We start from the raw sequence: 18,578 nt of genomic DNA on the forward strand, positions 1-18,578 counted from the left end.
GCGGGGCTTTTTTGTGTGGGGTGAGGAACTACGATTTGAAAGAGCGGGGAGGGGTGTAGCAAAGCGGAGGCGTGTAGGAAAATGGTTTGATGCGAGGAGGCAAGCAAAGGCCTGAGCGGTTTGTCGGTTCAAATTTCTCGTCGACTGATATCGCATATTGGATCAGAACGGCCACAGTGATTTTCGATTGCCTAGTGTAATGCATGTGGGCGATTGGATTCATAGGCCTTGGCGAATTTGACGCGACAGATGAATGGCTGTCTGCAACTAGCGAGCCGTAACGGTCCATTATGCACCCGCATGATAGACAAAGTTTGCTTCGTTACATAGTCCGGTGCGATCAAAGGGCGGGGTGATGACGACCGATGTCAGTTTATTGGGAAACGGAGCGCGTGCTCCCGAGTCAACCGCGATGCCAAGGAGACATTGTGCGCATAGAGCGCACTGATCAAGAGGACGGACCCCTCTTGGGCGTGATCATTAACGCGGATTGCGACTTGGCCAACGGGAAGCTTGACGGTGTCATCGCATATCTGCCTATGTATTCGTTCAAAGAATATATTACCAAATTCTGGGCCCCTGGCCACGTTGCGGAAGTGCTGTCATCAGCAACGGACAGGATTCTCGAAGCCTTTGGAGATGCGAGTACTTCTTCTGAAAGTCTGCACAATTGGATTAGCTCTGACGGTCACGAGACTGTCAGCCGGGCACTAACCGCGTCATCTTCGATAAAAAGGGGCAAAGTAGCCTCCATAACTCAGGATGTCCGCAGGTTGGCGATCGCGCTAAACGAGGAGATGGACCTCTTCTCCCGTTTCAAATTGCTCTGCCAGGCGGAGCAAGATGCACTCGGCTATGCGCGTCGGCAGTTCATCGCAGCGAGGAAAGCGATGGGCGACGGCCATTTCCAGATCAGCGACCTAGTCGAACATCCGGACATCGGCTTTGTCATTCGTATGCGGCGGATATACACTATTCCAGAGCGGCTCTGCTTCAATTCTGTCTCTGAGCAAATGGCGAACAGTGACGGTTGTGAAAATACCGCAGTGCGGATTGGGCGGCTTACGGAACTGTACCGTTTCAAGGTCGCGCAACTCTTCGCTCAGCAGTTCTCTCGTATCGGGTTGCCCGACGAGCTGACGGCACTAGCTGGCCTAGCAATCGATGATTTAGTTCACGATGTCGTGAAGGATTTGAAATGAAAGCCCTCGTTCTGACTCCCCATTCCCTTTTCAAGCTGTCGCAATTCTCAATCGGACCCGAATGGTTTGAAGAGTATGGATTACCGGCCGAGAACTGCGGTCTGAAGCGAGTTGTCATCAAAGACATGGTGTACTTTCTCGAGAGTGATCGCGAGACCGACGAAACACCCTTAATCGTCGTGAATGTCGGAGGCGAGGACGGAGTACTTGCTGATCCAACAACGCGATCTACTATTCTTGAGCGGATCATAACGGTTGGCAGGTCGATCTACACCGAAAGCGTGAGCATTCCGATGGGCTGGCGCAAGCATCAAGAGGACTGCCTCTTCTCCATACAAGCTTCAAGCCGCGAATGGAGAACACGAGTACACTTCGACATGTATCCGCGCGGACGCAATGACCTTTATGTGTTCTCCCGTCTCGATGACACACATTCCTTCGACCGCCTCGACCGACACCTAACGATTTACGAAAAGGCTAGGTCAAATTTGACAGATGCGGTTCTAACACAATGCGCGGAGCAACCGATCGCTTCTCGCGCTGGCATCACGCTAAGCCAGCGCCTTCCTCAAGGATTCGTCCAAGGCGCAACGCTTGAGCAATGGTACCGCTCGAAGCTGACCAAAGAACAGCGCGAGTTTGTCGACAAGCCGCACGACGGACCGGTGAGACTGCGTGGCGCCGCCGGTACTGGTAAGACACTCTCTTTGGTGGTGAAGTTCTTGCGTGATGGCTTGGCCGCGTCCCGAAACCCAGCTGGCCCAATAAAGCTTGGATTTCTGACGCATAGTTTCGCCTCGGTCGACCTAGTCAACGCGATTGGCGAGAGTTTAGATTCGAAAGGCCTTCTTTTTGGAGCAGACCCAAATGTTAAGCTCGAGGTTCGGACTCTTTACGACCTTGCGCACAAGAACCTTAACTTTGAACTCGACCAGCTTGAACCCTTGTCGCTCGATGGTCGCGAGGGGCGTCGCCTCCAAGCGGAACTGATATCAGCGACCCTCAAGGAACTCGCGTCCTCATCGATTGTGAGTGCGCAGTTCGCAGAGATAAATCAAGAATTGAAGGACCGTTGGGATCTCGCTGTAAGTGTCGATGGAGGTAGGCTAGTGGCCGAGATCATGAACGAGTTCGCAAGTGTACTCGATGCCGAGGGCGTCCGCCACGGTGAGGAGCGCGGCGAACGATACGCAAAGGGAAGCTTTCCGCGTCCCACATGGCTTATGGCCTTACCTACTGAACTCGACCGGCGTTTCATCCTTGAGGTTCACAGGCGATACCGACGCCAACTCGGTGAGATGAACACCCTTAGTGTCGACCAAATGATTGGCGACTTTAATTTGTTTCTAGGTTCCAACCGCTGGGATCGGATCAGGCAGCGAGATGGCTATGATGCTCTATTTGTCGACGAGCTCCACCTTTTTACGTCGATCGAGCGCCAAACTCTCCATAAGCTTGTTAGGCACAATATCGACGCTGAAGGGAAGCCAAGGCGACCGCCTATCTTCATGGCGTATGACCTAAAGCAGAGTCCGCGCGACACGTTTGCGCAATATGGGGAGGGGGACACGACACTTTTTGCGGCGTCCACAGGTTTGCAAAATTCGGAGTTGGTCAAACTGGAAAGGGTATTTCGATACACGCCACAGATTGCCGAATTTCTTGCGGACCTTGATGCAACCTTCCCCGCAATAGATGTTCCTGGCGAATGGGAGGCCTATTCAGGGAAAGCTGAATTGGCGGACGGCGATACACCGGAGCTAAGAGTCTTTCATAATGAGGCGACCCTTTTCAACACTGTCTTTGCCGAGGCGCAGAAGGCCGCTCGGGCCCACGCAGGTGGCGGTCGGCGCGTAGCCGTATTGTGCGCAAGCGACGAGCAGTTCGACAGATATTTGCCAATAGCGGCAGGACGCTACTCTCAAGGCCATTTACCGATCATGAGCCGTGAACCGTCCTCAGAACTCCGGCATTCTGGCAAACGGTTTATATTCAGCATGCCTGAATACGTAGCCGGCTTGCAGTTCGAAACCGTGTTTCTCATTCACGTCGACGCGAGTGAAGCCCCTCTTGACGCGAGCGACGGAGTGCGCCGTCGCTTTATCTCGAACATCTATCTTGGTTCAAGCCGAGCCGAGAAAACATTGAATATCGCCGCGTGCATGACACGCGGCGGCAGATCGGACGTCCTTGATATGGCCCTAAATCGTCATAGTCTCACTGAAGTGGCCGTGCCAAAAAAACCGACTACGAAATCGAGATAGCATCCCTGCTGTGAAGCGACGATAATTGCGGCGCAATGCGGTATTTAGGCCCCACCTACCCCATCAACCCCCGCACAAACGGGATCAGCCCCGTCTGCCGCGTGCGCCGCATGCGCTCGGCGTGCAAAATCTCGCGCACTTTCACGAAGCATTCGTCGACGTCGTCGTTGATCACCACATAGTCGTATTCCGCCCAGTGGCTGATCTCGGCGCGGGCGCGGTCCATGCGGCGGTCGATCACGTCCTCGCTGTCCTGCGCGCGGGTTTCCAGCCGGTGGCGCAGCGCCTCCAGCGTCGGCGGCAGGATGAACACGGTGACGACGTCCTGCTCGTCTTTCTGCTTCAGCTGCTGGGTGCCCTGCCAGTCGATGTCGAACAGGAAGTCCTGCCCTTCCTTCAGCCCCTTGCGGATATAGCCCTTGGGGGTGCCGTATTTGTGCCCGAACACCTCCGCCCATTCGTAGAAATCGTCGCCTTCGACCATCGCGTCGAACTTGGCTTCGGTGACGAAATGGTAGTCGATCCCGTCGACCTCGCCCGGGCGCTTGGGGCGGGTGGTGGCGGAGACCGAGAGCTGGATTTCCTCGTCCGCGCCGAGCAGCATGTGCGAGATGGTGGTCTTCCCCGCGCCGCTGGGCGAGGAGAGGATGAACATGATCCCGCGTCGGGCCAGGTTGGGGGAGGGGAGGGCGTCGGCGGTGGTGTGGGTGTCGGCCATAGGCGCCTTTGCACCCAAGGGGCCTGCGGAATCAAGCCGCATCAGGCCGCTTGCGGAGGCAGGCGCGCTATTCCTTGGTCGCTTGATCGAGTAGCTTGGCGTCGCCCTCGCGCTTCGCCTTGCGGCGCTTCTGGCTGCGGTCGAACAGCAGCTTGGCGGCGAGCCCGGTGCCGACGAGCAGTGCGCCGGGGACCGAGCGGGTGGCGAAGCGGGAGACCACGGTGGTCGCCAGCGTACGTTTGAGGCTGCGGTTGCCGATGATGTCTTTTGCGGTGTCGCGCCCGTAGCGGCCCTTGAGCAGCCCACGCTCCAAAACGCGGCGCATCACGGTCGAACCGGCGCGCATGGCGATTTCCGCCAGCAGCAGGTTGGTTGCCGGGTTCTCGCTCAGGCCGGGGACGTCCTGCCCCTGATCGACCGTCTTCGTCCTGCGTCGCTTAGCCATATCTGCTTTCCCGGATGACGCCTGCCCTGCGGCGCGGCGTCACTTCTTGCGGCCGAAATCCACCGTCACGACGTTGCTGCCGTCCTCGCTGGAACCAACGGCCTTGGCGCCGCCCTGTTCCGCCACCCCGTCGTTCTCCGCATCGTCATGCGCTTCGGGGGCCATGTCGGCGACGCTGGCCTGGAACTGCAGCCCGAAATCGACCGCCGGGTCGACGAAGGCGGTGATCGCGGAGTAGGGCACGTCGAGCTTGGCCGGGATCTGGTTGAAACTGAGCCCGACCGAGAAGCCGTCCTCGCGCACGTTGAGCTCCCAGAACTTGTTCTGCAGCACGATCGTCATCTCGTCGGGGAAGCGTTCGCGCAGGGACTTGGGGATATCGACCCCGGGCGCGCCGGTCTTGAAGGTGATGTAGAAATGATGCGGCCCGGGCAGGGTGCCGCCGCCGCTCTGGATCTCGCCCAGCACCCGGCCGACCACCGCGCGCAGCGCTTCCTGCACGATCTCGTCGTAGGGGATCAGGCTGTCGGGCGCATCGTCGCTCATGTCGGCCTAGGTGGCGGCGCGGGGGCGCGGGGTCAAGCGGGAATACTTGCGCCTTCCACGCCCTTGCGTATAGCGCGGGACCATCATGCGAACGGCCAGCATCACCCGCAACACGGCGGAAACGAAGATCGCCATCGAGGTCAATCTCGACGGCAGCGGAACTTATGATATAGATACGCGTATTGGGTTTCTCGATCATATGGTCGAACAATTCGCCAGGCATTCGCTGATCGACGTGAAGATGAAGATCGATGGGGACCTTCATGTCGATCAGCACCACACCACCGAAGACAGCGCGCTCGCGCTCGGCCAGGCGCTCGCCGCCGCGCTGGGCGACAAGGGCGGCATAGGCCGCTACGGCACCGCCTACTCGCCGATGGACGAGACGCTGAGCCGGGTGTCGCTCGACATCTCGGGGCGGCCCTATCTGGTGTGGAAAGCGGGTTTCAGCCAGCCGCGGCTGGGCGAGTGGGACACCGAGCTGATCGAGCACTGGTTCCACTCGGTCGCGCAGACCTGCGGGCTGACGCTGCATGTCGAGCTGCTCTATGGTTCGAACAACCACCACATCTGCGAAAGCATCTACAAGGGCTTCGCCCGCGCTATGCGGCAGGCGGTGGAGCTGGACGCACGCAAGGGCGGGGCGATCCCGAGCACGAAGGGCACGCTCAGTGGGTGAATTCGGTGGCGTCTGTTCGCAACTGACTGCGTCAGTTGCTGCGCCCGGCACCGGCCCACACCCCCACCCGGCCACCCACGGCACTATACTGTTTGGGTGGCCGGGTGGGGGTGTGGGCCGGTGCCGAACCCGGGAGGCATCATAGATGCCATCCCACGAAATCGTCGCGCTGGTCGATTACGGCGCAGGCAATCTCCATTCTGTCGAGAACGCGCTGCGCCGGGTCGGGGCGTCGGTCACGGTTACCGCCGACCCTGACGTTATCCGCGCGGCGGACCGGATCGTGCTGCCCGGCGTCGGGTCTTTCCGGGCCTGCGCCGAGGGGCTGCACGCGGTTCCCGGCGCGATCGAGGCGATGCGCGAGCGGGTGTTCGTCGGCGGCGCGCCCTTCCTCGGCATCTGTGTCGGGATGCAATTGCTCGCGACCCACGGGTTCGAACATGGCGAGACGCGCGGGCTCGGCTGGGTCGAGGGCACGGTGCGGCTGATCGAACCGGCCGACCCGAGCGTGAAGGTGCCGCATATGGGCTGGAACGATGTCGCCGCGCTGCCACACGCGCGCGGGCACGCGGTGATCGAGGGCGGGGAGGCCTATTTCCTCCACTCGTTCCATTTCAAGGTGCGCCACCACGACAATGTGCTGGCGATGACCGACCACGGAGGCGGTCTTGTCGCCGCTGTGGGGCGCGACAATTTCATGGGGGTGCAGTTCCACCCGGAAAAGAGCCAGGCCTACGGGCTGGGGTTGCTGGAGAGGTTTTTGGAATGGAAGCCTTGAGCGGCCCCTCTCCAAGCTTCGCTAGCCGCTATCGTGGCAAGCTGCGCTATCCTCTCCCGCAAGGGGAGAAGAGTTGTGCTGTGCTCATCCTCTCCCCTAGCCGCAGTTGGAGAGGGAGCGTAGCGCCATGATCGTCTTCCCCGCGATCGATCTCAAACAGGGCCAGGTCGTACGCCTGGCCGAAGGCGATATGGCGCGTGCGACGGTCTATGGCGACGATCCGGCGGCGCAGGCGCTGCTGTTCGCCGAAGCCGGGGCGGGGCACCTCCATGTGGTCGACCTCGACGGCAGCTTCGCCGGTTCGGCGCAGAACCGCGAGGCGGTGGAAAGCATCGTCGCGGCGTTTCCGGGCCATGTCCAATTGGGCGGCGGGATCCGCAAGCGGGCGGATGTCGAAGGCTGGTTCGATGCCGGCGTGGCGCGGATCGTGATGGGCTCGGCGGCCTTGAAGGACCCCGAGTTCGTGAAAGACATGGCACGCGAATTTCCCGGCGGGATCGTGGTGGCGGTCGATGCAAGGGACGGCTTGGTCGCGACCGAGGGCTGGGCCGATGTGTCCGACGTGCCGGTGATCGACCTTGCGCGCAGGTTCGAGGATGCCGGCGTCGCCGCACTGCTGTTCACCGATATCGGGCGCGACGGGCTGCTCAAGGGCGTGAACATCGACGCGACGGTGGACCTCGCGCGCCGGGTCGATATCCCGGTGATCGCCAGCGGCGGGGTCAAGGGGCTGGACGATATCCATATGCTCTCGCTGCATGCGAAGGACGGGATCGAGGGGGTGATAACGGGCCGGGCGCTGTTCGAGGGCCGGCTCGATCTGGCGGCGGCGATTGCGGTGGCGAACAGATGATTGCTCTGCTTGGCCTGTTCTACGCCGTACTCGTTGGCGCCCTGCTCGTCGGTCAGTGGAAGGTGGTGAGCCGCGCAATCAGACAGCGTCAGGCAGGCTTGGGGCGATTTACCTATGCCCGGACAGAAGCACCTTTCGGCTTTTGGACGATGTTGATCCTCGAAACGGTCGGATTGCTCGCCGTAGCGCTTTATACTCTGGGCGCTTTGGAGTCGCTTGCGATTGCGGGGTGGGCGGGATGATTCTGTTCACGCGGAGACGCGGAGACGCGGAGGCTTTTGGCGCTCACAGAGGCACAGAGGCACAGAGGTTTTGGCCTCCTGCGGCGAAGCCGCGCCCGACCAGATACCTCGGTGTCACTCTTGTGAATGGCCTGCGGCGCAGCCAAGATACCTCTGTGCCTCTGTGCCTCTGTGAGCGCGAATCCTCTTTCCTCCGCGTCTCCGCGTCTCCGCGTGAATATCTTTCTTGGCCGACCATGCCCCTGCATCATCCTGCGGATGGTCCCCCTCCCCCGATGGGGGAGGAATTATGACCGTCCGTATCCGCGTCATCCCCTGTCTCGACGTCGCTGACGGGCGCGTGGTCAAGGGCGTGAACTTCGTCGACCTGATCGATGCGGGCGATCCGGTCGAGCAGGCGCAGGCCTATGACCGGGCGGGGGCGGACGAGCTGTGTTTTCTCGATATTTCCGCCAGCCACGAAGGGCGCGGCACACTGCTCGACATGGTCCGGCGCACGGCGGAGGTGTGTTTCATGCCGCTCACCGTCGGCGGCGGGGTGCGCAGCGTGGAGGATGCGCGCGCGCTGCTGCTGGCGGGCGCGGACAAGGTGGCGGTCAACAGCGCGGCAGTTTCGCGGCCCGAGCTGGTGAGCGAGATCGCGGAGAAGTTCGGCAGCCAGTGCGTGGTCGCCAGCGTCGATGCGCGCGCTGCACTGAGCGGCGAATTGCGCGGCTGGGAGGTGTTCACCCATGGCGGGCGCAAACCGACCGGGATCGACGCGGTGGAGCACGCGGCGCGCCTCGCCGAACTGGGCGCGGGGGAACTGCTGGTCACTTCGATGGATTCGGACGGGACCAAGGACGGCTACGACGTCGAGCTGACCCGAGCGATCGCGGATTCGGTTACCGTCCCCGTAATTGCCAGCGGCGGGGTGGGCACGCTCGAGCACATGGTCGAAGGGGTGCGGCGCGGCCACGCCAGCGCGGTGCTCGCGGCGTCGATCTTCCACTTCGGCACCTACACCATCGCGCAGGCACATGCCGCGCTGCGCGCCGCCGGGTTGCCCGCGCGCGGGGTTTGATCGTCTTCTTCGCATTGACGGCTGAGAATTAAGTAAAGTCGCCTCACCGGTTCCATTGCGGGACAGCACAATTCTTGCGCTTGTGCGAAACGTCGCTTGGACCATGGCGGGGGCATGAGGACTTTCATCTGCATCGCATTCGCTGCGCTCGCCGCCGACCCTGCGTTTGCCCAGGATCCCGCTGCCGTTCCCGAACCGAGCAACATCGCAATCTTCGGCCTCGGCCTGCTGGGCCTCATCGTCGGACGGCACTTCGCCAAGAACCGCAAGAACCACGACGACTGATCTTCCCCGCTCGCTGCGCTTGGGATTGACCCTCTCCGCCGCGCCCGCCATGTCGGCGGCATGGATACGCTGACCCGCCTCGAACAGACCATCGCCGCGCGCAAGGGCACCGATCCCGCCGCGTCCTATGTCGCGCAGCTGCACCATCGCGGCGTGCCGGTCATGGCGCGCAAGCTGGGCGAGGAAGCGGTCGAGGCCGCCGTTGCCGCGCTGTCGGGCAGCCGCGAGGAACTGGTCGGCGAGGCCGCCGATGTGTTGTTCCACCTGATGGTGCTGCTGTCGGGCAAGGACATCGGGCTGGCCGAAGTGCTGGCCGAACTCGACCGGCGCGAAGGAATGTCGGGCCTCGACGAAAAAGCCGCGAGAGGAGCCGACTGATGCCGATCGACGCCACACAGCCCTATGACGACAACAACATCTTCGCGAAAATCCTGCGCCGGGAAATCCCCTCGAACCCGGTCTACGAAGACGAGTGGGCCTATGCCTTCGAGGATATCAACCCGCAGGCGGCGATCCACACGCTGGTGATCCCCAAGGGGCGCTACGTCAGCTGGGACGATTTCTCCGCCACGGCATCGGCCGAGGAGATCGCGGGCTTCATCCGCGCGGTCGGCCATGTCGCGCGCGAGAAAGGCCTTGTCGAGCCGGGCTACCGCCTGCTTGCGAATATCGGCGCGCACGGGCATCAGGAAGTGCCGCACCTCCACGTCCACCTGTTCGGCGGGCATCCGCTAGGGCCGATGCTGGCGCGGCGGTAGGCAGTTCAGAATCCCCCTCCCTTGATCCCCGCCTGCGCGTGGACGGGTATCGGGGCTAGGGGTGGGTGTACGACGGTAATTGCGAGCGCCGACCCCCCACCCCCGACCCCTCCCCATGGGGAGGGGGGTGGTGGATGCCGAATGGGAAGCGCTCACCTCCCCATTTTCGTCGCCCCGGACGTGATCCGGGGTCCCGCTCACTTGCGGCCTTGGACCAACCCACGAAAGAAGCGGGACCCCGGCTCGGGGGCCGGGGTGACGAGGGATCGGGCTGAAGAAAGCACCTCCACCTGTTCGGCGGCCACCCGCTGTGGCCGATGCTTGCGCGGCGGTAGGCGTTGCCGATTTAGGACTGCTCGGTGCAGGGATTTTACCAACGGCGGCTTTCGGAGCCGCTCTTGAATAAGTCGAATGTCCGAGATTGGGGTGGAAAGCGGACACTATTGCCAAGGGCAGCCGCCATAACCATCAAAGCAGTAAGCGAGCCCAAACAATGCATTCCAGAGCGGAGGCCAACCGAGCATTGCCGCAAATATCAGCATGATGAGAATGCCAAGGCACCCCATGCTCATGTTCCGGACTTTCCGCTTCATTGCGAGAGTCTAGTCTCCGCCATTTATGCCTGCAATGGGGTCTTCAGCCGAACGTCCGCTTTCGTCGCCCCGGACTTGATCCGGGGTCCCGCAATCTTGCGGCAATGCGCATACCCTCGAAAGGAAGCGGGACCCCGGCTCGGGGGCCGGGGTGACGGGGGAGGGGGCTGAAGAATGCGCCCCCCGTCCCCCAAAATCACCCGCTCGTCGGTTTCGTTTGCCCCGCGAGTCCGCGCTGGGCTAAGGGCGCGCCAGCAATGACGGTATCTCCCACCCCTCCCGGCGGCATCATCGATGGCAAGCGGCACCTCTATGCGGTGCGCGCCTATTACGAGGACACCGATCTTTCGGGGATCGTCTATCACGCCAACTACCTGCGCTGGTTCGAACGCGCGCGGTCCGACCTGCTCCGGGTGCTCGGGATCGACCAGCGCGCGGCGATCGAGGCGGGACACGGCGCCTACGCCGTCGCCGACCTCCAGATCCGCTATCTCCGCCCGGCGAAGCTCGACGACGATATCGTCATCGTCACCACCTGCACCGAGATGCGCGCCGCCAGCCTGCGGATGCATCAGCGCGCATTCAGGAACTTCGGCGCAGGCGATGAACCGATCACCGAAGCGAGCTTGCGCGTCGGCTTCCTTTCGCCCGACGGCCGCCCGTGCCGCCAGCCGGAGGAATGGCGCGCCGCCTACCGCACAGTCTTGACAGAAGAAGGCCACGAATGACCGTCCTCGATTTTCTTAGCGCCGCAGCCGCCGATGCCCCGACCCGGCTCGATCCGGTCAGGCTGTTCCTCGATGCCGATATCGTGGTGCAGGCGGTGATGGTCGGACTGATCCTCGCCAGCATCTGGAGCTGGATGATCATGATCGGCTTCATGCTGCGGATGAAGAACGTGCGCCAGCGCGGCGACCAGTTCGAAACCGAATTCTGGCAGGCGGACCAGTTCGACGAGATGATGAAGCGCCAGTCGAAGCGCGATGTGCCGCTCGCCCGGGTGGCGGGGGCGGGAATGGCCGAATGGCGCCGCTCGACCAAGGGCGCGGTGGCCGACCGCGACGGGGTCCGCCAGCGGCTCGCCGGGGCGATGGAAAGCCAGGTGGCGGAGGAAACCGACAGCCTGGCCTCGCGGCTGACCTTCCTGGCCACCGTGGGTTCGGTTGCGCCCTTCGTCGGCCTGTTCGGTACCGTGTGGGGGATCATGAACAGCTTCTTCCAGATCGGCGCGCAGCAGAATTCCTCGCTCGCGGTGGTCGCGCCGGGGATTTCCGAGGCGCTGTTTGCCACCGCGATCGGGCTGTTCGCGGCGATCCCGGCGGTGATCGGCTACAACCGCTTCAGCCAGGCGCTGAACAGCTACGAAGCGAAGATGCAGCGGTTTGCGGACAAGTTCCATGCGAGCCTCAGCCGCCAGCTGGAGAAGCTCTAGTGTTCTTGGTGTCCTTGGTGTCCTTCGAGACGCCTCAGACTGCGTCTTCGGCTCCTCAGGATGAGCGGGTTTTGGCATTGCCCGCCCATCCTCTCCGGATCCCCGCCCCTCCTTCCGCTCATCCTGAGGAGCGAGGACGAATGTCCGAGCGTCTCGAAGGACGGGAGCCGAACTGATGGCCATGGGTCTCGTCCGCCCCGGCAAGCGCCAGCGCGGTTCGCGCCGCGCGCCGATGGCGGAGATCAACGTCACGCCGTTCGTCGACGTAATGCTGGTGCTGCTGATCATCTTCATGGTCACCGCGCCGCTGCTCAACACCGGGGTGCCGGTCGACCTGCCCGACAGCCGTGCCAATGCGCTGCCCGAGGAGGCGGAGCCGGTCGAACTGACGATCGACGGCGCGGGCACGATCTATCTCGGCGAGGATGCGCTCGCGCCGGGCGAGCTGCCCGAGCGGCTGGCGGATATTCGCACCGGGGTCGAGGGCGAGCTGCCGCAGGTCACGCTGCGCGCGTCGCGCAGCATCGACTATGGCCGGGTGATGGCGGTGATGGGCGAGCTCAACCGCGCCGGGTTCAACCAGATCGCGATGGTCACCAATTCCACCTCCGCGCCCCCGGCATCAATCGCCGGTTCAGACGAGGGGCAATAGCCGGAAAACCGATGCCAGCAGTCAATCTGAGAGCGGAAGAGAAGACCGGCCTGATGCTGGCGCTGTTCCTGCATCTCGCGCTGCTCGCCGCGCTGGTGCTGCAACTGCTGTTCAAATTGCCGCCGCCAGCGCCGCCGATCGAGCGGGTGACGGTTAGCCTCGCCGAAGAGGTCGGGCTGGAGGCGCAGGCGCCCGAGCCAGTGCCGGAGAGCCGCGCCGCGATCGCCCCCACGCTGAGCGAGACGCCGGTCCTCATGCCGCCGCCGCCGATGCCCGATACACGGCCCGCGCCCCAGCCGCGGCCGAGCGCAAAGCCGAGCCCCCGGCCGACGGCCAAGCCGACCGCGAGACCCACTGCCAAGCCCAGCCCGCGCAACACCCGCGCCCCGGCCAACCAGGACACCCGCCGCCGCCCCGACCGCCCGGACTCGCGCCCGACGACCCGCGCGACCCAGAAGCCCGGCGGCAGCCGGATCGGCAACGACTTCCTCCCCGGCGCGGGCAGCAGCACGACCACGCAGGAGAGCCGCCCGCCGGCCAGCGCGATCGGCGCGAGCGCCAAGGCTTCGTTGCTCCAGTCGGTCTTGCGGCAGATCAAGCCACACTGGAGCGCGCCCGACGGGGCCGATGCCGACAAGCTCTACACGCTGGTGTCGTTCCAGCTCAACGAGGACGGCAGCCTCAAGGGTTCGCCGACCTGCAAGCCCACGCAGGGCGTGACCGACAGCAACCGCCCGCAGGCCGAACGGCATTGCGACTATGCCATCCGGGCGGTACGCCGCGCTGCGCCCTTCAAACTTCCCGACGAGTATTACAACGCATGGAAAACCGTGCGCGACGTCAAATTCAGCGGAACCCTGTGATGAAACATCTCCTCGCCTTCACTGCCCTTTTTGCACTTGCCCCGCCTGCCGCAGCGCAGGATCTGGGCGAACGCGTCCCCGAAGGCGCAGCGGTCGAATCTATCTTGTCCGACGATGACGGCGAGGAAGGGCTGAGCGGCGGCGAGGTGATCGACGAACTCGCTTTGCAAAACCTCGACATCGTGATCGCCGGTTTCGCCGCCGACCGCGATGTGCCGACCGCCGCCAACGCCAACGGCACCGCCGCGCTGGGCAAGGAAATCGGCCGGGTGGTGTTCGGCAATCTCAAGAATAACGGCTTGTTCAAGCCCACCGGCCCCGACAGCGTGCCGCAGCCGAGCTTCGCCCAGATCACCGCGCCCAGCTGGGGCACCTGGACCAGCCGCAGCACCGAGATGCTGGTTCACGGCTATGTCCAGGCGCGGCCCGACGGGCGGCTGACGGTCGGGTGCTATCTCTACGACGTGACCCTGCAGGACGAGCTGGTGCGCGGCGGCTGGGTGGTCCAGCCACGCGACTGGCGGCGCGCGGCGCACAAATGCGCCGATCTGGTCTATTCGCGGCTGACCGGCGAAAGCCCGTTCTTCGACAGCCGCATCGCCTATATCGCGGAGACCGGGCCGAAGGACAACCGGACCAAGCGCCTCGCGATCATGGACAGCGACGGGGCCAACCACCGCTTCATCACCACCGGCCGCTCCACCGCGCTGACCCCGCGCTATTCGCCCGACTATTCGAAACTGCTCTATCTCAGCTACGTCGACGGCAATCCGCGGATCTATGTCTATGACATCGGGACCGGGCGGCAGACGCTGATCACCGAGAACCGCAATCCGACCTTCGCCCCGCGCTGGAGCCCGGACGGCAAGTGGATCCTCTATTCGATGGCGGTCGCGGGCGACACCGACATCTATCGCGTGTCCTCGCAAGGCGGGCCGAGCGTGCGGCTGACCAACACGCCGGGGATCGACATCGGCGGGTCCTATTCGCCCGACGGCAGCAAGATCGTGTTCGAAAGCGACCGTTCGGGCGTGCAGCAGTGTTATGTGATGGACGCCGACGGGTCGAACCAGAAGCGCATCAGCTTCGGCGGATCGCGCTGCGCGACCCCCGAATGGAGCCCGCGCGGCGACCAGATCGCCTTTACCAACGCGAGCAATTTCCACATCTCGGTGATGTCCCCCAGCGGCGGCAATGTCCGCACGCTGACCGACGGGTGGCAGGACGAGGCCCCGACCTGGGCCCCCAACGGCCGCATCATCCAGTTCTTCCGCACCGAACGCGGCAGCGGCAAAACCGGGCTGTGGCAGGTCGATCTCACCGGGCGCAACGAACGCCGCCTACCGACCCCGGTCGACGCCTCCGACCCCGCCTGGGGACCCATTCTGCCCTAGATCGTTTGACCATACAGGGGAGCAGGGTCGCCGCTGTTCCAACCATCCCATGAGGAGAGGACCATGAAGAACCGTCTTATCATCGCCGCCCTGCTGACCGGCACGGTCGCGCTTGGCGCGTGCAAGCCCAAGGCACCCGACCAGCTGCCGCCCGACCCGGTCGAAACGACCGCGCCCGATATCGATGATGGCAACTTTGGCCAGCAGCAGGGCGCGCAGCTCGGCTCGCAGCAGCATTTCGTCGATGCGGTGAACGGGCAGAACGTGATTTTCTTCGACACCGACCGCTACAATATCGACAGCGCCGATGCCGCCGCTTTGCAGACGCAGGCGATGTATCTCCAGCGCTATCCGCAGCTCAACATCACGGTTGAAGGGCATTGCGACGAACGCGGGACGCGCGAATACAACCTCGCGCTGGGCGAACGGCGCGCCAATGCGGCGAAGAACTACCTCGTCAGCCTCGGCGTCTCGCCCGACCGCATCCGCACGGTGAGCCAGGGCAAGGAACGCCCGGTCGATACCGCCTCGAACGAAAGCGCCTGGGCCCGCAACCGCCGCGCGGTGAGCATCGTTATCAGCTAAGCTGGAGTTGATGGCCTGAGCAAAGGGGCCTCCGCCTTGTGCGGGGGCCTTTTTGTTTGGCGATTATATACCTTGCAAACACGGTAGCGATATGGCATAGGATTCCTACAAGGAGTTCAATGCAATGTCTGCCCTTTCCCGCCCCGAGTTCCATGGTGAAGAAGCTGCCTTCGCGCACTTGGAGAAGCTGATCTGGAACGGCGCGCCGCTTTGCCCGCATTGCGGCGGCATGGACCGTATCACTAAGGTGAAGGCCAATCCTGCCAAGCGCATTCGGGTTGGCTTGTGGCGCTGTGGCGACTGCAAGCGCCAGTTCACGATCAAGGTCGGCACGGTGTTTGAGCATATGCGCTTGCCGCTCCACAAGGCGCTACAGGCTGTCTATCTCGTGACCAGCAGCAAAAAGGGTATCAGCGCCCATCAACTGCACCGGACGCTGGAAATCACCTACAAGAGCGCGTGGTTTTTGCTGCACCGCATTCGCGAAGCTATGCGCGATGATAGCGACATTGCGCCGATGGGCGGCAACGGCGGGGTGGTCGAAGTAGACGAGACTTTCATCGGTCGGTTGAAGGGTGTCGAAAAGAAGCGCGCCTTCCACCACAAGATGAAAGTGCTCGCTTTGGTTGACCGCGACAGTGGCAAGGCTCGCACGATGGTTGTCGATAATGTGAAGGCCGAAACCCTTATGCCGCTCGTGCTGGCGAACGTCGCTCGCGAGGCTCGTGTCATGACGGATGAACACAGCGGCTATCGCGATGCTGGCAAGTTCTTCGCCGCCCATGGCACCACTAGCCACGGCAAGGGAGAGTATGTGAACCTTCAGGATCGCAGCATCCACAGCAACACGGTCGAAGGCTATTTCAGCATCTTCAAGCGCGGCATGAAGGGCGTCTACCAGCATTGCGGTGAAGAGCATCTGCACCGCTATCTGGCGGAGTTCGAATTCCGCTACAACAATCGTGCCGCGCTCGGCTGCAATGACAGTGATCGCTCTGAAGCGGCGCTCAAGGGCATCACTGGCAAGCGGCTAACCTACCAATGGGCTTAGTTCGACGGGGCGCTAAACGCACTTGACTTTTCGGATATAAAGACTCATTTATATGGCAATCCGGTTCGACCGGAGGCACAAGCCAGAATGCTTGGACGGCCCCTGTTTCAGGGGCCGTTTAGCTTTTTCAGGGGAGGTCTCCACACCCTGCCATAACGGTCAGGGTTGCCATCCTTGTCTCGGTAGAATTTGTAATCCTCTAAGATCGGCGCGATGTTGCGAGCGAACGCCGTAAGATCACTCGTGTCCTTCATGTATACAGCGCGGCAATGAGCGAACGATGGCCGCGCCATAAGGTCCGCAAATTGCAAGCCGGGATACCCCTTCGACTTGCTTTCGATATTGATCTCGCGCGAGCTGAGCACGCTCTGAATCTTGTCCGCTGAAATATGCTCGGTGCCATTGTCATAGACGTCACGGTATCGCTCAGCGATAGCTTGGTCCGTGCCAGGATTTTGAGCTTCGACGATCACATCGCCAATCCCGCGATGCCGAAGGAAGTAGAAATAGCGCTCCAGTGAGTTTTGGATCAGCGTTTCATATACGTCCAGTTTCGCCTTGGGGTGATGGTAGTAATAAGCGACTTTATCGAGCGAGACAGTGATAACTGTGTAAGCCGCTCGCGTCATCATATCGAGGCAACCACGATCCCAAGCATCGCGCTTGGTTTGATCGTGCAGCACTGAAAAAGGCCCTTGCTTGGGAGGCTTCACCATTTTCCGCCGATGCAGTACGAGATTTTCGTCGCCGAAATGCCGACCGACTAGCTTGCGAAACCCCGGCTCGAACGTTGAAAACAGATAATCGCGCTCAAATATCACGCCGGTGATGCTGGCAAAGCGATTTTGTGGTAGGTTGGTCGTGCTGTTCGATACGTCCCCGGTATCGTCGATAAACATACTGAATTGAGGTTTCCGCATGGGAAAGATCACAACGAAATCGGACGCGAAGAGTCAATCCGAAGAGTTCAAGAAACTCGCCCGCGAACTCGAATGCGACGAGGACGAGGCCCGCTGGGATGAGCGGCTAAAGAAGGTGGCAAAACCGCACGACAAACGTGAGTCGTCCTAGTCCTCTCCCTGATTTAACTGCTTTAAGGCGTTGTTTATGAAGTTGCGAGCCTTGCGCTTCGCCTCATCGACGTGTCCCGACGACAGGAGTGGAATGACTCTGTCAAAATACTCTATCTGAATCTCCAAAATTGCCTCGTAGCGACCCTTGGTGAAATTAATTGTGGACACTCCGAATTGCCTTTTGGCCGTCAACATTGCTGCCTCGCATTCATAATAGGCGGCTCGCAACTGCTCAGTCCTCCTTCGGACTAACGCCACTTGAGCCGCGTGGCGCGCGCTCTTGAGTGTCCAGAGTGCCCTCCCTTCTTCGTCTAGCTCGGGGGGTGGTGCTGATATGGTAGATGCGTTGAGCGTATCAGGAACATGCACCTCGACAGGGCGTGCCCATGCCCAAAGCCACAATCCAGTCATTAGAGCGAAGATGATGATACCAGAATAGATTAGGGAATTGGCATCCATCACCAACCCGGAGGCTGTCAGCATGACACCAACACCGAGTGAACCAAGAAAACCGAGAAAGCGCCGCATGCCCCCTTCATATCAGCGGCGTCCGTGTTTGCAAAAGATACAATCGCCTTTTGTTTGTCACGCAGAGACGCGGAGGGCGCGGAGGAGATGTCAGCCAAGCGGCGAAGCCGCTCGCCAATCTTCAACCAATTCCAGGGACTGGCGGTCGTTCGGATACTGCCGCTGCGCGGCGGAGAAAGCTCCCTGCGCCTCTGTGAGCGTAAGAAAACTCCGCGCTCTCCGCGTCTCCGCGTGAAAACCCTATTGGAGCACAGGACAAAGGCGCGCGTACCAGCCGAGGGCTCGTCCGGCCTCACTAGACGAATGAGGTCCCCGCCTTCGCGGGGACTCGCCGCTTACTCGCTGAGCGCGGCGGAATAGACCGCCGGGGTAGCAAGCTCGGCCTCGAAACCGGCGGCATCCTTCATCCCGCCGAGCCCCATGGTCAGCGCGAAGAGCGCCATGGTGAAGGCCGAAACGGCGGCGGAGAAGCGGAGCTGCGGGCTCATTGGGGAACTGCCTTCGAAGGTTGCGGGTTGGGCCGGTAACACCCAGATATGAACGATCTGTTGCAGCGCAACATTTCACATCGCAA

24 protein-coding genes are annotated in these 18,578 nt (G+C 62.0%); 18 read left to right on the top strand and 6 right to left on the bottom strand.

The window, feature by feature from the left end:
• Nucleotides 1-467 precede the first annotated feature (467 nt).
• Together NSO95_RS03465 and NSO95_RS03470 are read left to right on the top strand one after the other, a co-directional pair.
• Entirely contained in the window at nucleotides 468-1,202 is a 735-nt protein-coding gene (locus tag NSO95_RS03465) for a hypothetical protein (RefSeq protein WP_257594762.1), read from the top strand.
• On the top strand, nucleotides 1,199-3,466 hold the full coding sequence (locus tag NSO95_RS03470; RefSeq protein ID WP_257594763.1) for a DEAD/DEAH box helicase: 2,268 nt from the start codon (nucleotides 1,199-1,201) through the stop codon (nucleotides 3,464-3,466). Before NSO95_RS03465 ends, NSO95_RS03470 begins: the two co-directional genes overlap by 4 nt.
• Before the next feature lie 55 nt (nucleotides 3,467-3,521).
• On the opposite strand, the gene gmk is transcribed toward NSO95_RS03470, so the two are convergent.
• The 3 genes from gmk to NSO95_RS03485 all read right to left on the bottom strand — a co-directional run bounded on the left by gmk (nucleotide 3,522) and on the right by NSO95_RS03485 (nucleotide 5,175).
• Nucleotides 3,522-4,184, bottom strand: a complete 663-nt coding sequence (gmk, locus tag NSO95_RS03475) for a guanylate kinase (protein WP_257594764.1) — start codon at nucleotides 4,182-4,184, stop codon at nucleotides 3,522-3,524.
• Between the two features lie 67 nt (nucleotides 4,185-4,251).
• Nucleotides 4,252-4,629 carry a hypothetical protein gene (locus tag NSO95_RS03480; protein ID WP_257594765.1) on the bottom strand — a complete coding sequence of 126 codons (378 nt, stop codon included), beginning with the start codon at nucleotides 4,627-4,629 and terminating at the stop codon, nucleotides 4,252-4,254.
• Nucleotides 4,630-4,668: 39 nt separating this feature from the next.
• A complete protein-coding gene (locus NSO95_RS03485; protein WP_257594766.1) occupies nucleotides 4,669-5,175 on the bottom strand; it encodes an SspB family protein in 507 nt (168 codons plus the stop codon).
• Between the two features lie 85 nt (nucleotides 5,176-5,260).
• On the opposite strand from NSO95_RS03485, the gene hisB reads away from it, so the two are divergent.
• The 15 genes from hisB (at nucleotide 5,261) to NSO95_RS03560 (ending at nucleotide 16,403) form a co-directional block, all read left to right on the top strand.
• A complete protein-coding gene (gene hisB / locus NSO95_RS03490) occupies nucleotides 5,261-5,854 on the top strand; it encodes an imidazoleglycerol-phosphate dehydratase HisB (protein ID WP_257594767.1) in 594 nt (197 codons plus the stop codon).
• A gap of 145 nt (nucleotides 5,855-5,999) precedes the next feature.
• Nucleotides 6,000-6,632, top strand: a complete 633-nt coding sequence (gene hisH / locus NSO95_RS03495; protein ID WP_257594768.1) for an imidazole glycerol phosphate synthase subunit HisH — start codon at nucleotides 6,000-6,002, stop codon at nucleotides 6,630-6,632.
• 127 nt (nucleotides 6,633-6,759) lie between these two features.
• Nucleotides 6,760-7,485, top strand: a complete 726-nt coding sequence (gene hisA / locus NSO95_RS03500; protein ID WP_257594769.1) for a 1-(5-phosphoribosyl)-5-[(5-phosphoribosylamino)methylideneamino]imidazole-4-carboxamide isomerase — start codon at nucleotides 6,760-6,762, stop codon at nucleotides 7,483-7,485.
• A complete protein-coding gene (locus NSO95_RS03505; RefSeq protein ID WP_257594770.1) occupies nucleotides 7,482-7,727 on the top strand; it encodes a hypothetical protein in 246 nt (81 codons plus the stop codon). The genes hisA and NSO95_RS03505 overlap by 4 nt, the downstream gene beginning before the upstream one ends.
• Nucleotides 7,728-8,016: 289 nt before the next feature.
• Nucleotides 8,017-8,790 carry an imidazole glycerol phosphate synthase subunit HisF gene (gene hisF, locus NSO95_RS03510; protein WP_257594771.1) on the top strand — a complete coding sequence of 258 codons (774 nt, stop codon included), beginning with the start codon at nucleotides 8,017-8,019 and terminating at the stop codon, nucleotides 8,788-8,790.
• Between the two features lie 114 nt (nucleotides 8,791-8,904).
• On the top strand, nucleotides 8,905-9,075 hold the full coding sequence (locus NSO95_RS03515; RefSeq protein WP_257594772.1) for a PEP-CTERM sorting domain-containing protein: 171 nt from the start codon (nucleotides 8,905-8,907) through the stop codon (nucleotides 9,073-9,075).
• Between the two features lie 60 nt (nucleotides 9,076-9,135).
• Nucleotides 9,136-9,453: a phosphoribosyl-ATP diphosphatase gene (locus NSO95_RS03520; RefSeq protein WP_257594773.1), complete on the top strand. Its 318-nt coding sequence runs from the start codon at nucleotides 9,136-9,138 to the stop codon at nucleotides 9,451-9,453.
• Nucleotides 9,453-9,833, top strand: a complete 381-nt coding sequence (locus tag NSO95_RS03525) for a histidine triad nucleotide-binding protein (RefSeq protein ID WP_257594774.1) — start codon at nucleotides 9,453-9,455, stop codon at nucleotides 9,831-9,833. The genes NSO95_RS03520 and NSO95_RS03525 overlap by 1 nt, the downstream gene beginning before the upstream one ends.
• An 850-nt stretch (nucleotides 9,834-10,683) precedes the next feature.
• The gene (locus NSO95_RS03530) at nucleotides 10,684-11,154 is read left to right on the top strand and encodes a YbgC/FadM family acyl-CoA thioesterase (RefSeq protein WP_257594775.1); all 471 of its coding nucleotides are present in this window, start codon (nucleotides 10,684-10,686) and stop codon (nucleotides 11,152-11,154) included.
• Nucleotides 11,151-11,858, top strand: a complete 708-nt coding sequence (gene tolQ, locus NSO95_RS03535) for a protein TolQ (protein ID WP_257594776.1) — start codon at nucleotides 11,151-11,153, stop codon at nucleotides 11,856-11,858. Before NSO95_RS03530 ends, tolQ begins: the two co-directional genes overlap by 4 nt.
• Before the next feature lie 175 nt (nucleotides 11,859-12,033).
• The gene (locus NSO95_RS03540) at nucleotides 12,034-12,510 is read left to right on the top strand and encodes an ExbD/TolR family protein (protein WP_257594777.1); all 477 of its coding nucleotides are present in this window, start codon (nucleotides 12,034-12,036) and stop codon (nucleotides 12,508-12,510) included.
• A gap of 11 nt (nucleotides 12,511-12,521) precedes the next feature.
• Entirely contained in the window at nucleotides 12,522-13,373 is an 852-nt protein-coding gene (gene tolA / locus NSO95_RS03545) for a cell envelope integrity protein TolA (RefSeq protein WP_257594778.1), read from the top strand.
• Nucleotides 13,373-14,767, top strand: a complete 1,395-nt coding sequence (gene tolB, locus NSO95_RS03550) for a Tol-Pal system beta propeller repeat protein TolB (RefSeq protein ID WP_257594779.1) — start codon at nucleotides 13,373-13,375, stop codon at nucleotides 14,765-14,767. Before tolA ends, tolB begins: the two co-directional genes overlap by 1 nt.
• A 63-nt stretch (nucleotides 14,768-14,830) precedes the next feature.
• Entirely contained in the window at nucleotides 14,831-15,352 is a 522-nt protein-coding gene (gene pal / locus NSO95_RS03555) for a peptidoglycan-associated lipoprotein Pal (RefSeq protein WP_257594780.1), read from the top strand.
• A gap of 124 nt (nucleotides 15,353-15,476) precedes the next feature.
• The gene (locus NSO95_RS03560; RefSeq protein WP_257594781.1) at nucleotides 15,477-16,403 is read left to right on the top strand and encodes an IS1595 family transposase; all 927 of its coding nucleotides are present in this window, start codon (nucleotides 15,477-15,479) and stop codon (nucleotides 16,401-16,403) included.
• 107 nt (nucleotides 16,404-16,510) lie between these two features.
• On the opposite strand, the gene NSO95_RS03565 is transcribed toward NSO95_RS03560, so the two are convergent.
• Nucleotides 16,511-17,302, bottom strand: coding sequence for a DUF3800 domain-containing protein (locus tag NSO95_RS03565; RefSeq protein ID WP_257594782.1), 792 nt, complete (start codon nucleotides 17,300-17,302; stop codon nucleotides 16,511-16,513).
• A gap of 19 nt (nucleotides 17,303-17,321) precedes the next feature.
• On the opposite strand from NSO95_RS03565, the gene NSO95_RS03570 reads away from it, so the two are divergent.
• Complete coding sequence (locus NSO95_RS03570; RefSeq protein WP_257594783.1) at nucleotides 17,322-17,474, top strand: hypothetical protein; 153 nt, start codon at nucleotides 17,322-17,324, stop codon at nucleotides 17,472-17,474.
• Here NSO95_RS03570 and NSO95_RS03575 read toward each other — a convergent pair.
• Nucleotides 17,471-18,004: a hypothetical protein gene (locus tag NSO95_RS03575; protein WP_257594785.1), complete on the bottom strand. Its 534-nt coding sequence runs from the start codon at nucleotides 18,002-18,004 to the stop codon at nucleotides 17,471-17,473. The two genes, NSO95_RS03570 and NSO95_RS03575, sit on opposite strands and share 4 nt — an antisense overlap.
• Nucleotides 18,005-18,339: 335 nt before the next feature.
• Nucleotides 18,340-18,492, bottom strand: a complete 153-nt coding sequence (locus NSO95_RS03580) for a hypothetical protein (protein WP_257594786.1) — start codon at nucleotides 18,490-18,492, stop codon at nucleotides 18,340-18,342.
• Between the last annotated feature and the right edge of the window lie 86 nt (nucleotides 18,493-18,578).

This window comes from Parerythrobacter lacustris (assembly GCF_024626475.1).
Classification (GTDB): domain Bacteria; phylum Pseudomonadota; class Alphaproteobacteria; order Sphingomonadales; family Sphingomonadaceae; genus Parerythrobacter_A; species Parerythrobacter_A lacustris.

Excerpts from the sequence above, each read along its gene's own strand:
- NSO95_RS03540 (WP_257594777.1), top strand. The coding sequence starts at position 12,034 with ATGGCCATGGGTCTCGTCCGCCCCGGCAAGCGCCAGCGCGGTTCGCGC.
- NSO95_RS03485 (WP_257594766.1), bottom strand. The coding sequence starts at position 5,175 with ATGAGCGACGATGCGCCCGACAGCCTGATCCCCTACGACGAGATCGTG.
- NSO95_RS03570 (WP_257594783.1), top strand. The coding sequence starts at position 17,322 with ATGGGAAAGATCACAACGAAATCGGACGCGAAGAGTCAATCCGAAGAG.
- tolQ (WP_257594776.1), top strand. The coding sequence starts at position 11,151 with ATGACCGTCCTCGATTTTCTTAGCGCCGCAGCCGCCGATGCCCCGACC.
- NSO95_RS03520 (WP_257594773.1), top strand. The coding sequence starts at position 9,136 with ATGGATACGCTGACCCGCCTCGAACAGACCATCGCCGCGCGCAAGGGC.
- hisH (WP_257594768.1), top strand. The coding sequence starts at position 6,000 with ATGCCATCCCACGAAATCGTCGCGCTGGTCGATTACGGCGCAGGCAAT.
- NSO95_RS03525 (WP_257594774.1), top strand. The coding sequence starts at position 9,453 with ATGCCGATCGACGCCACACAGCCCTATGACGACAACAACATCTTCGCG.
- NSO95_RS03470 (WP_257594763.1), top strand. The coding sequence starts at position 1,199 with ATGAAAGCCCTCGTTCTGACTCCCCATTCCCTTTTCAAGCTGTCGCAA.
- NSO95_RS03580 (WP_257594786.1), bottom strand. The coding sequence starts at position 18,492 with ATGAGCCCGCAGCTCCGCTTCTCCGCCGCCGTTTCGGCCTTCACCATG.
- NSO95_RS03530 (WP_257594775.1), top strand. The coding sequence starts at position 10,684 with ATGACGGTATCTCCCACCCCTCCCGGCGGCATCATCGATGGCAAGCGG.
- NSO95_RS03575 (WP_257594785.1), bottom strand. The coding sequence starts at position 18,004 with ATGCGGCGCTTTCTCGGTTTTCTTGGTTCACTCGGTGTTGGTGTCATG.
- pal (WP_257594780.1), top strand. The coding sequence starts at position 14,831 with ATGAAGAACCGTCTTATCATCGCCGCCCTGCTGACCGGCACGGTCGCG.
- NSO95_RS03565 (WP_257594782.1), bottom strand. The coding sequence starts at position 17,302 with ATGTTTATCGACGATACCGGGGACGTATCGAACAGCACGACCAACCTA.
- tolA (WP_257594778.1), top strand. The coding sequence starts at position 12,522 with ATGCCAGCAGTCAATCTGAGAGCGGAAGAGAAGACCGGCCTGATGCTG.
- NSO95_RS03480 (WP_257594765.1), bottom strand. The coding sequence starts at position 4,629 with ATGGCTAAGCGACGCAGGACGAAGACGGTCGATCAGGGGCAGGACGTC.
- NSO95_RS03515 (WP_257594772.1), top strand. The coding sequence starts at position 8,905 with ATGAGGACTTTCATCTGCATCGCATTCGCTGCGCTCGCCGCCGACCCT.
- hisB (WP_257594767.1), top strand. The coding sequence starts at position 5,261 with ATGCGAACGGCCAGCATCACCCGCAACACGGCGGAAACGAAGATCGCC.
- NSO95_RS03505 (WP_257594770.1), top strand. The coding sequence starts at position 7,482 with ATGATTGCTCTGCTTGGCCTGTTCTACGCCGTACTCGTTGGCGCCCTG.
- NSO95_RS03560 (WP_257594781.1), top strand. The coding sequence starts at position 15,477 with ATGTCTGCCCTTTCCCGCCCCGAGTTCCATGGTGAAGAAGCTGCCTTC.
- gmk (WP_257594764.1), bottom strand. The coding sequence starts at position 4,184 with ATGGCCGACACCCACACCACCGCCGACGCCCTCCCCTCCCCCAACCTG.
- hisA (WP_257594769.1), top strand. The coding sequence starts at position 6,760 with ATGATCGTCTTCCCCGCGATCGATCTCAAACAGGGCCAGGTCGTACGC.
- tolB (WP_257594779.1), top strand. The coding sequence starts at position 13,373 with ATGAAACATCTCCTCGCCTTCACTGCCCTTTTTGCACTTGCCCCGCCT.
- hisF (WP_257594771.1), top strand. The coding sequence starts at position 8,017 with ATGACCGTCCGTATCCGCGTCATCCCCTGTCTCGACGTCGCTGACGGG.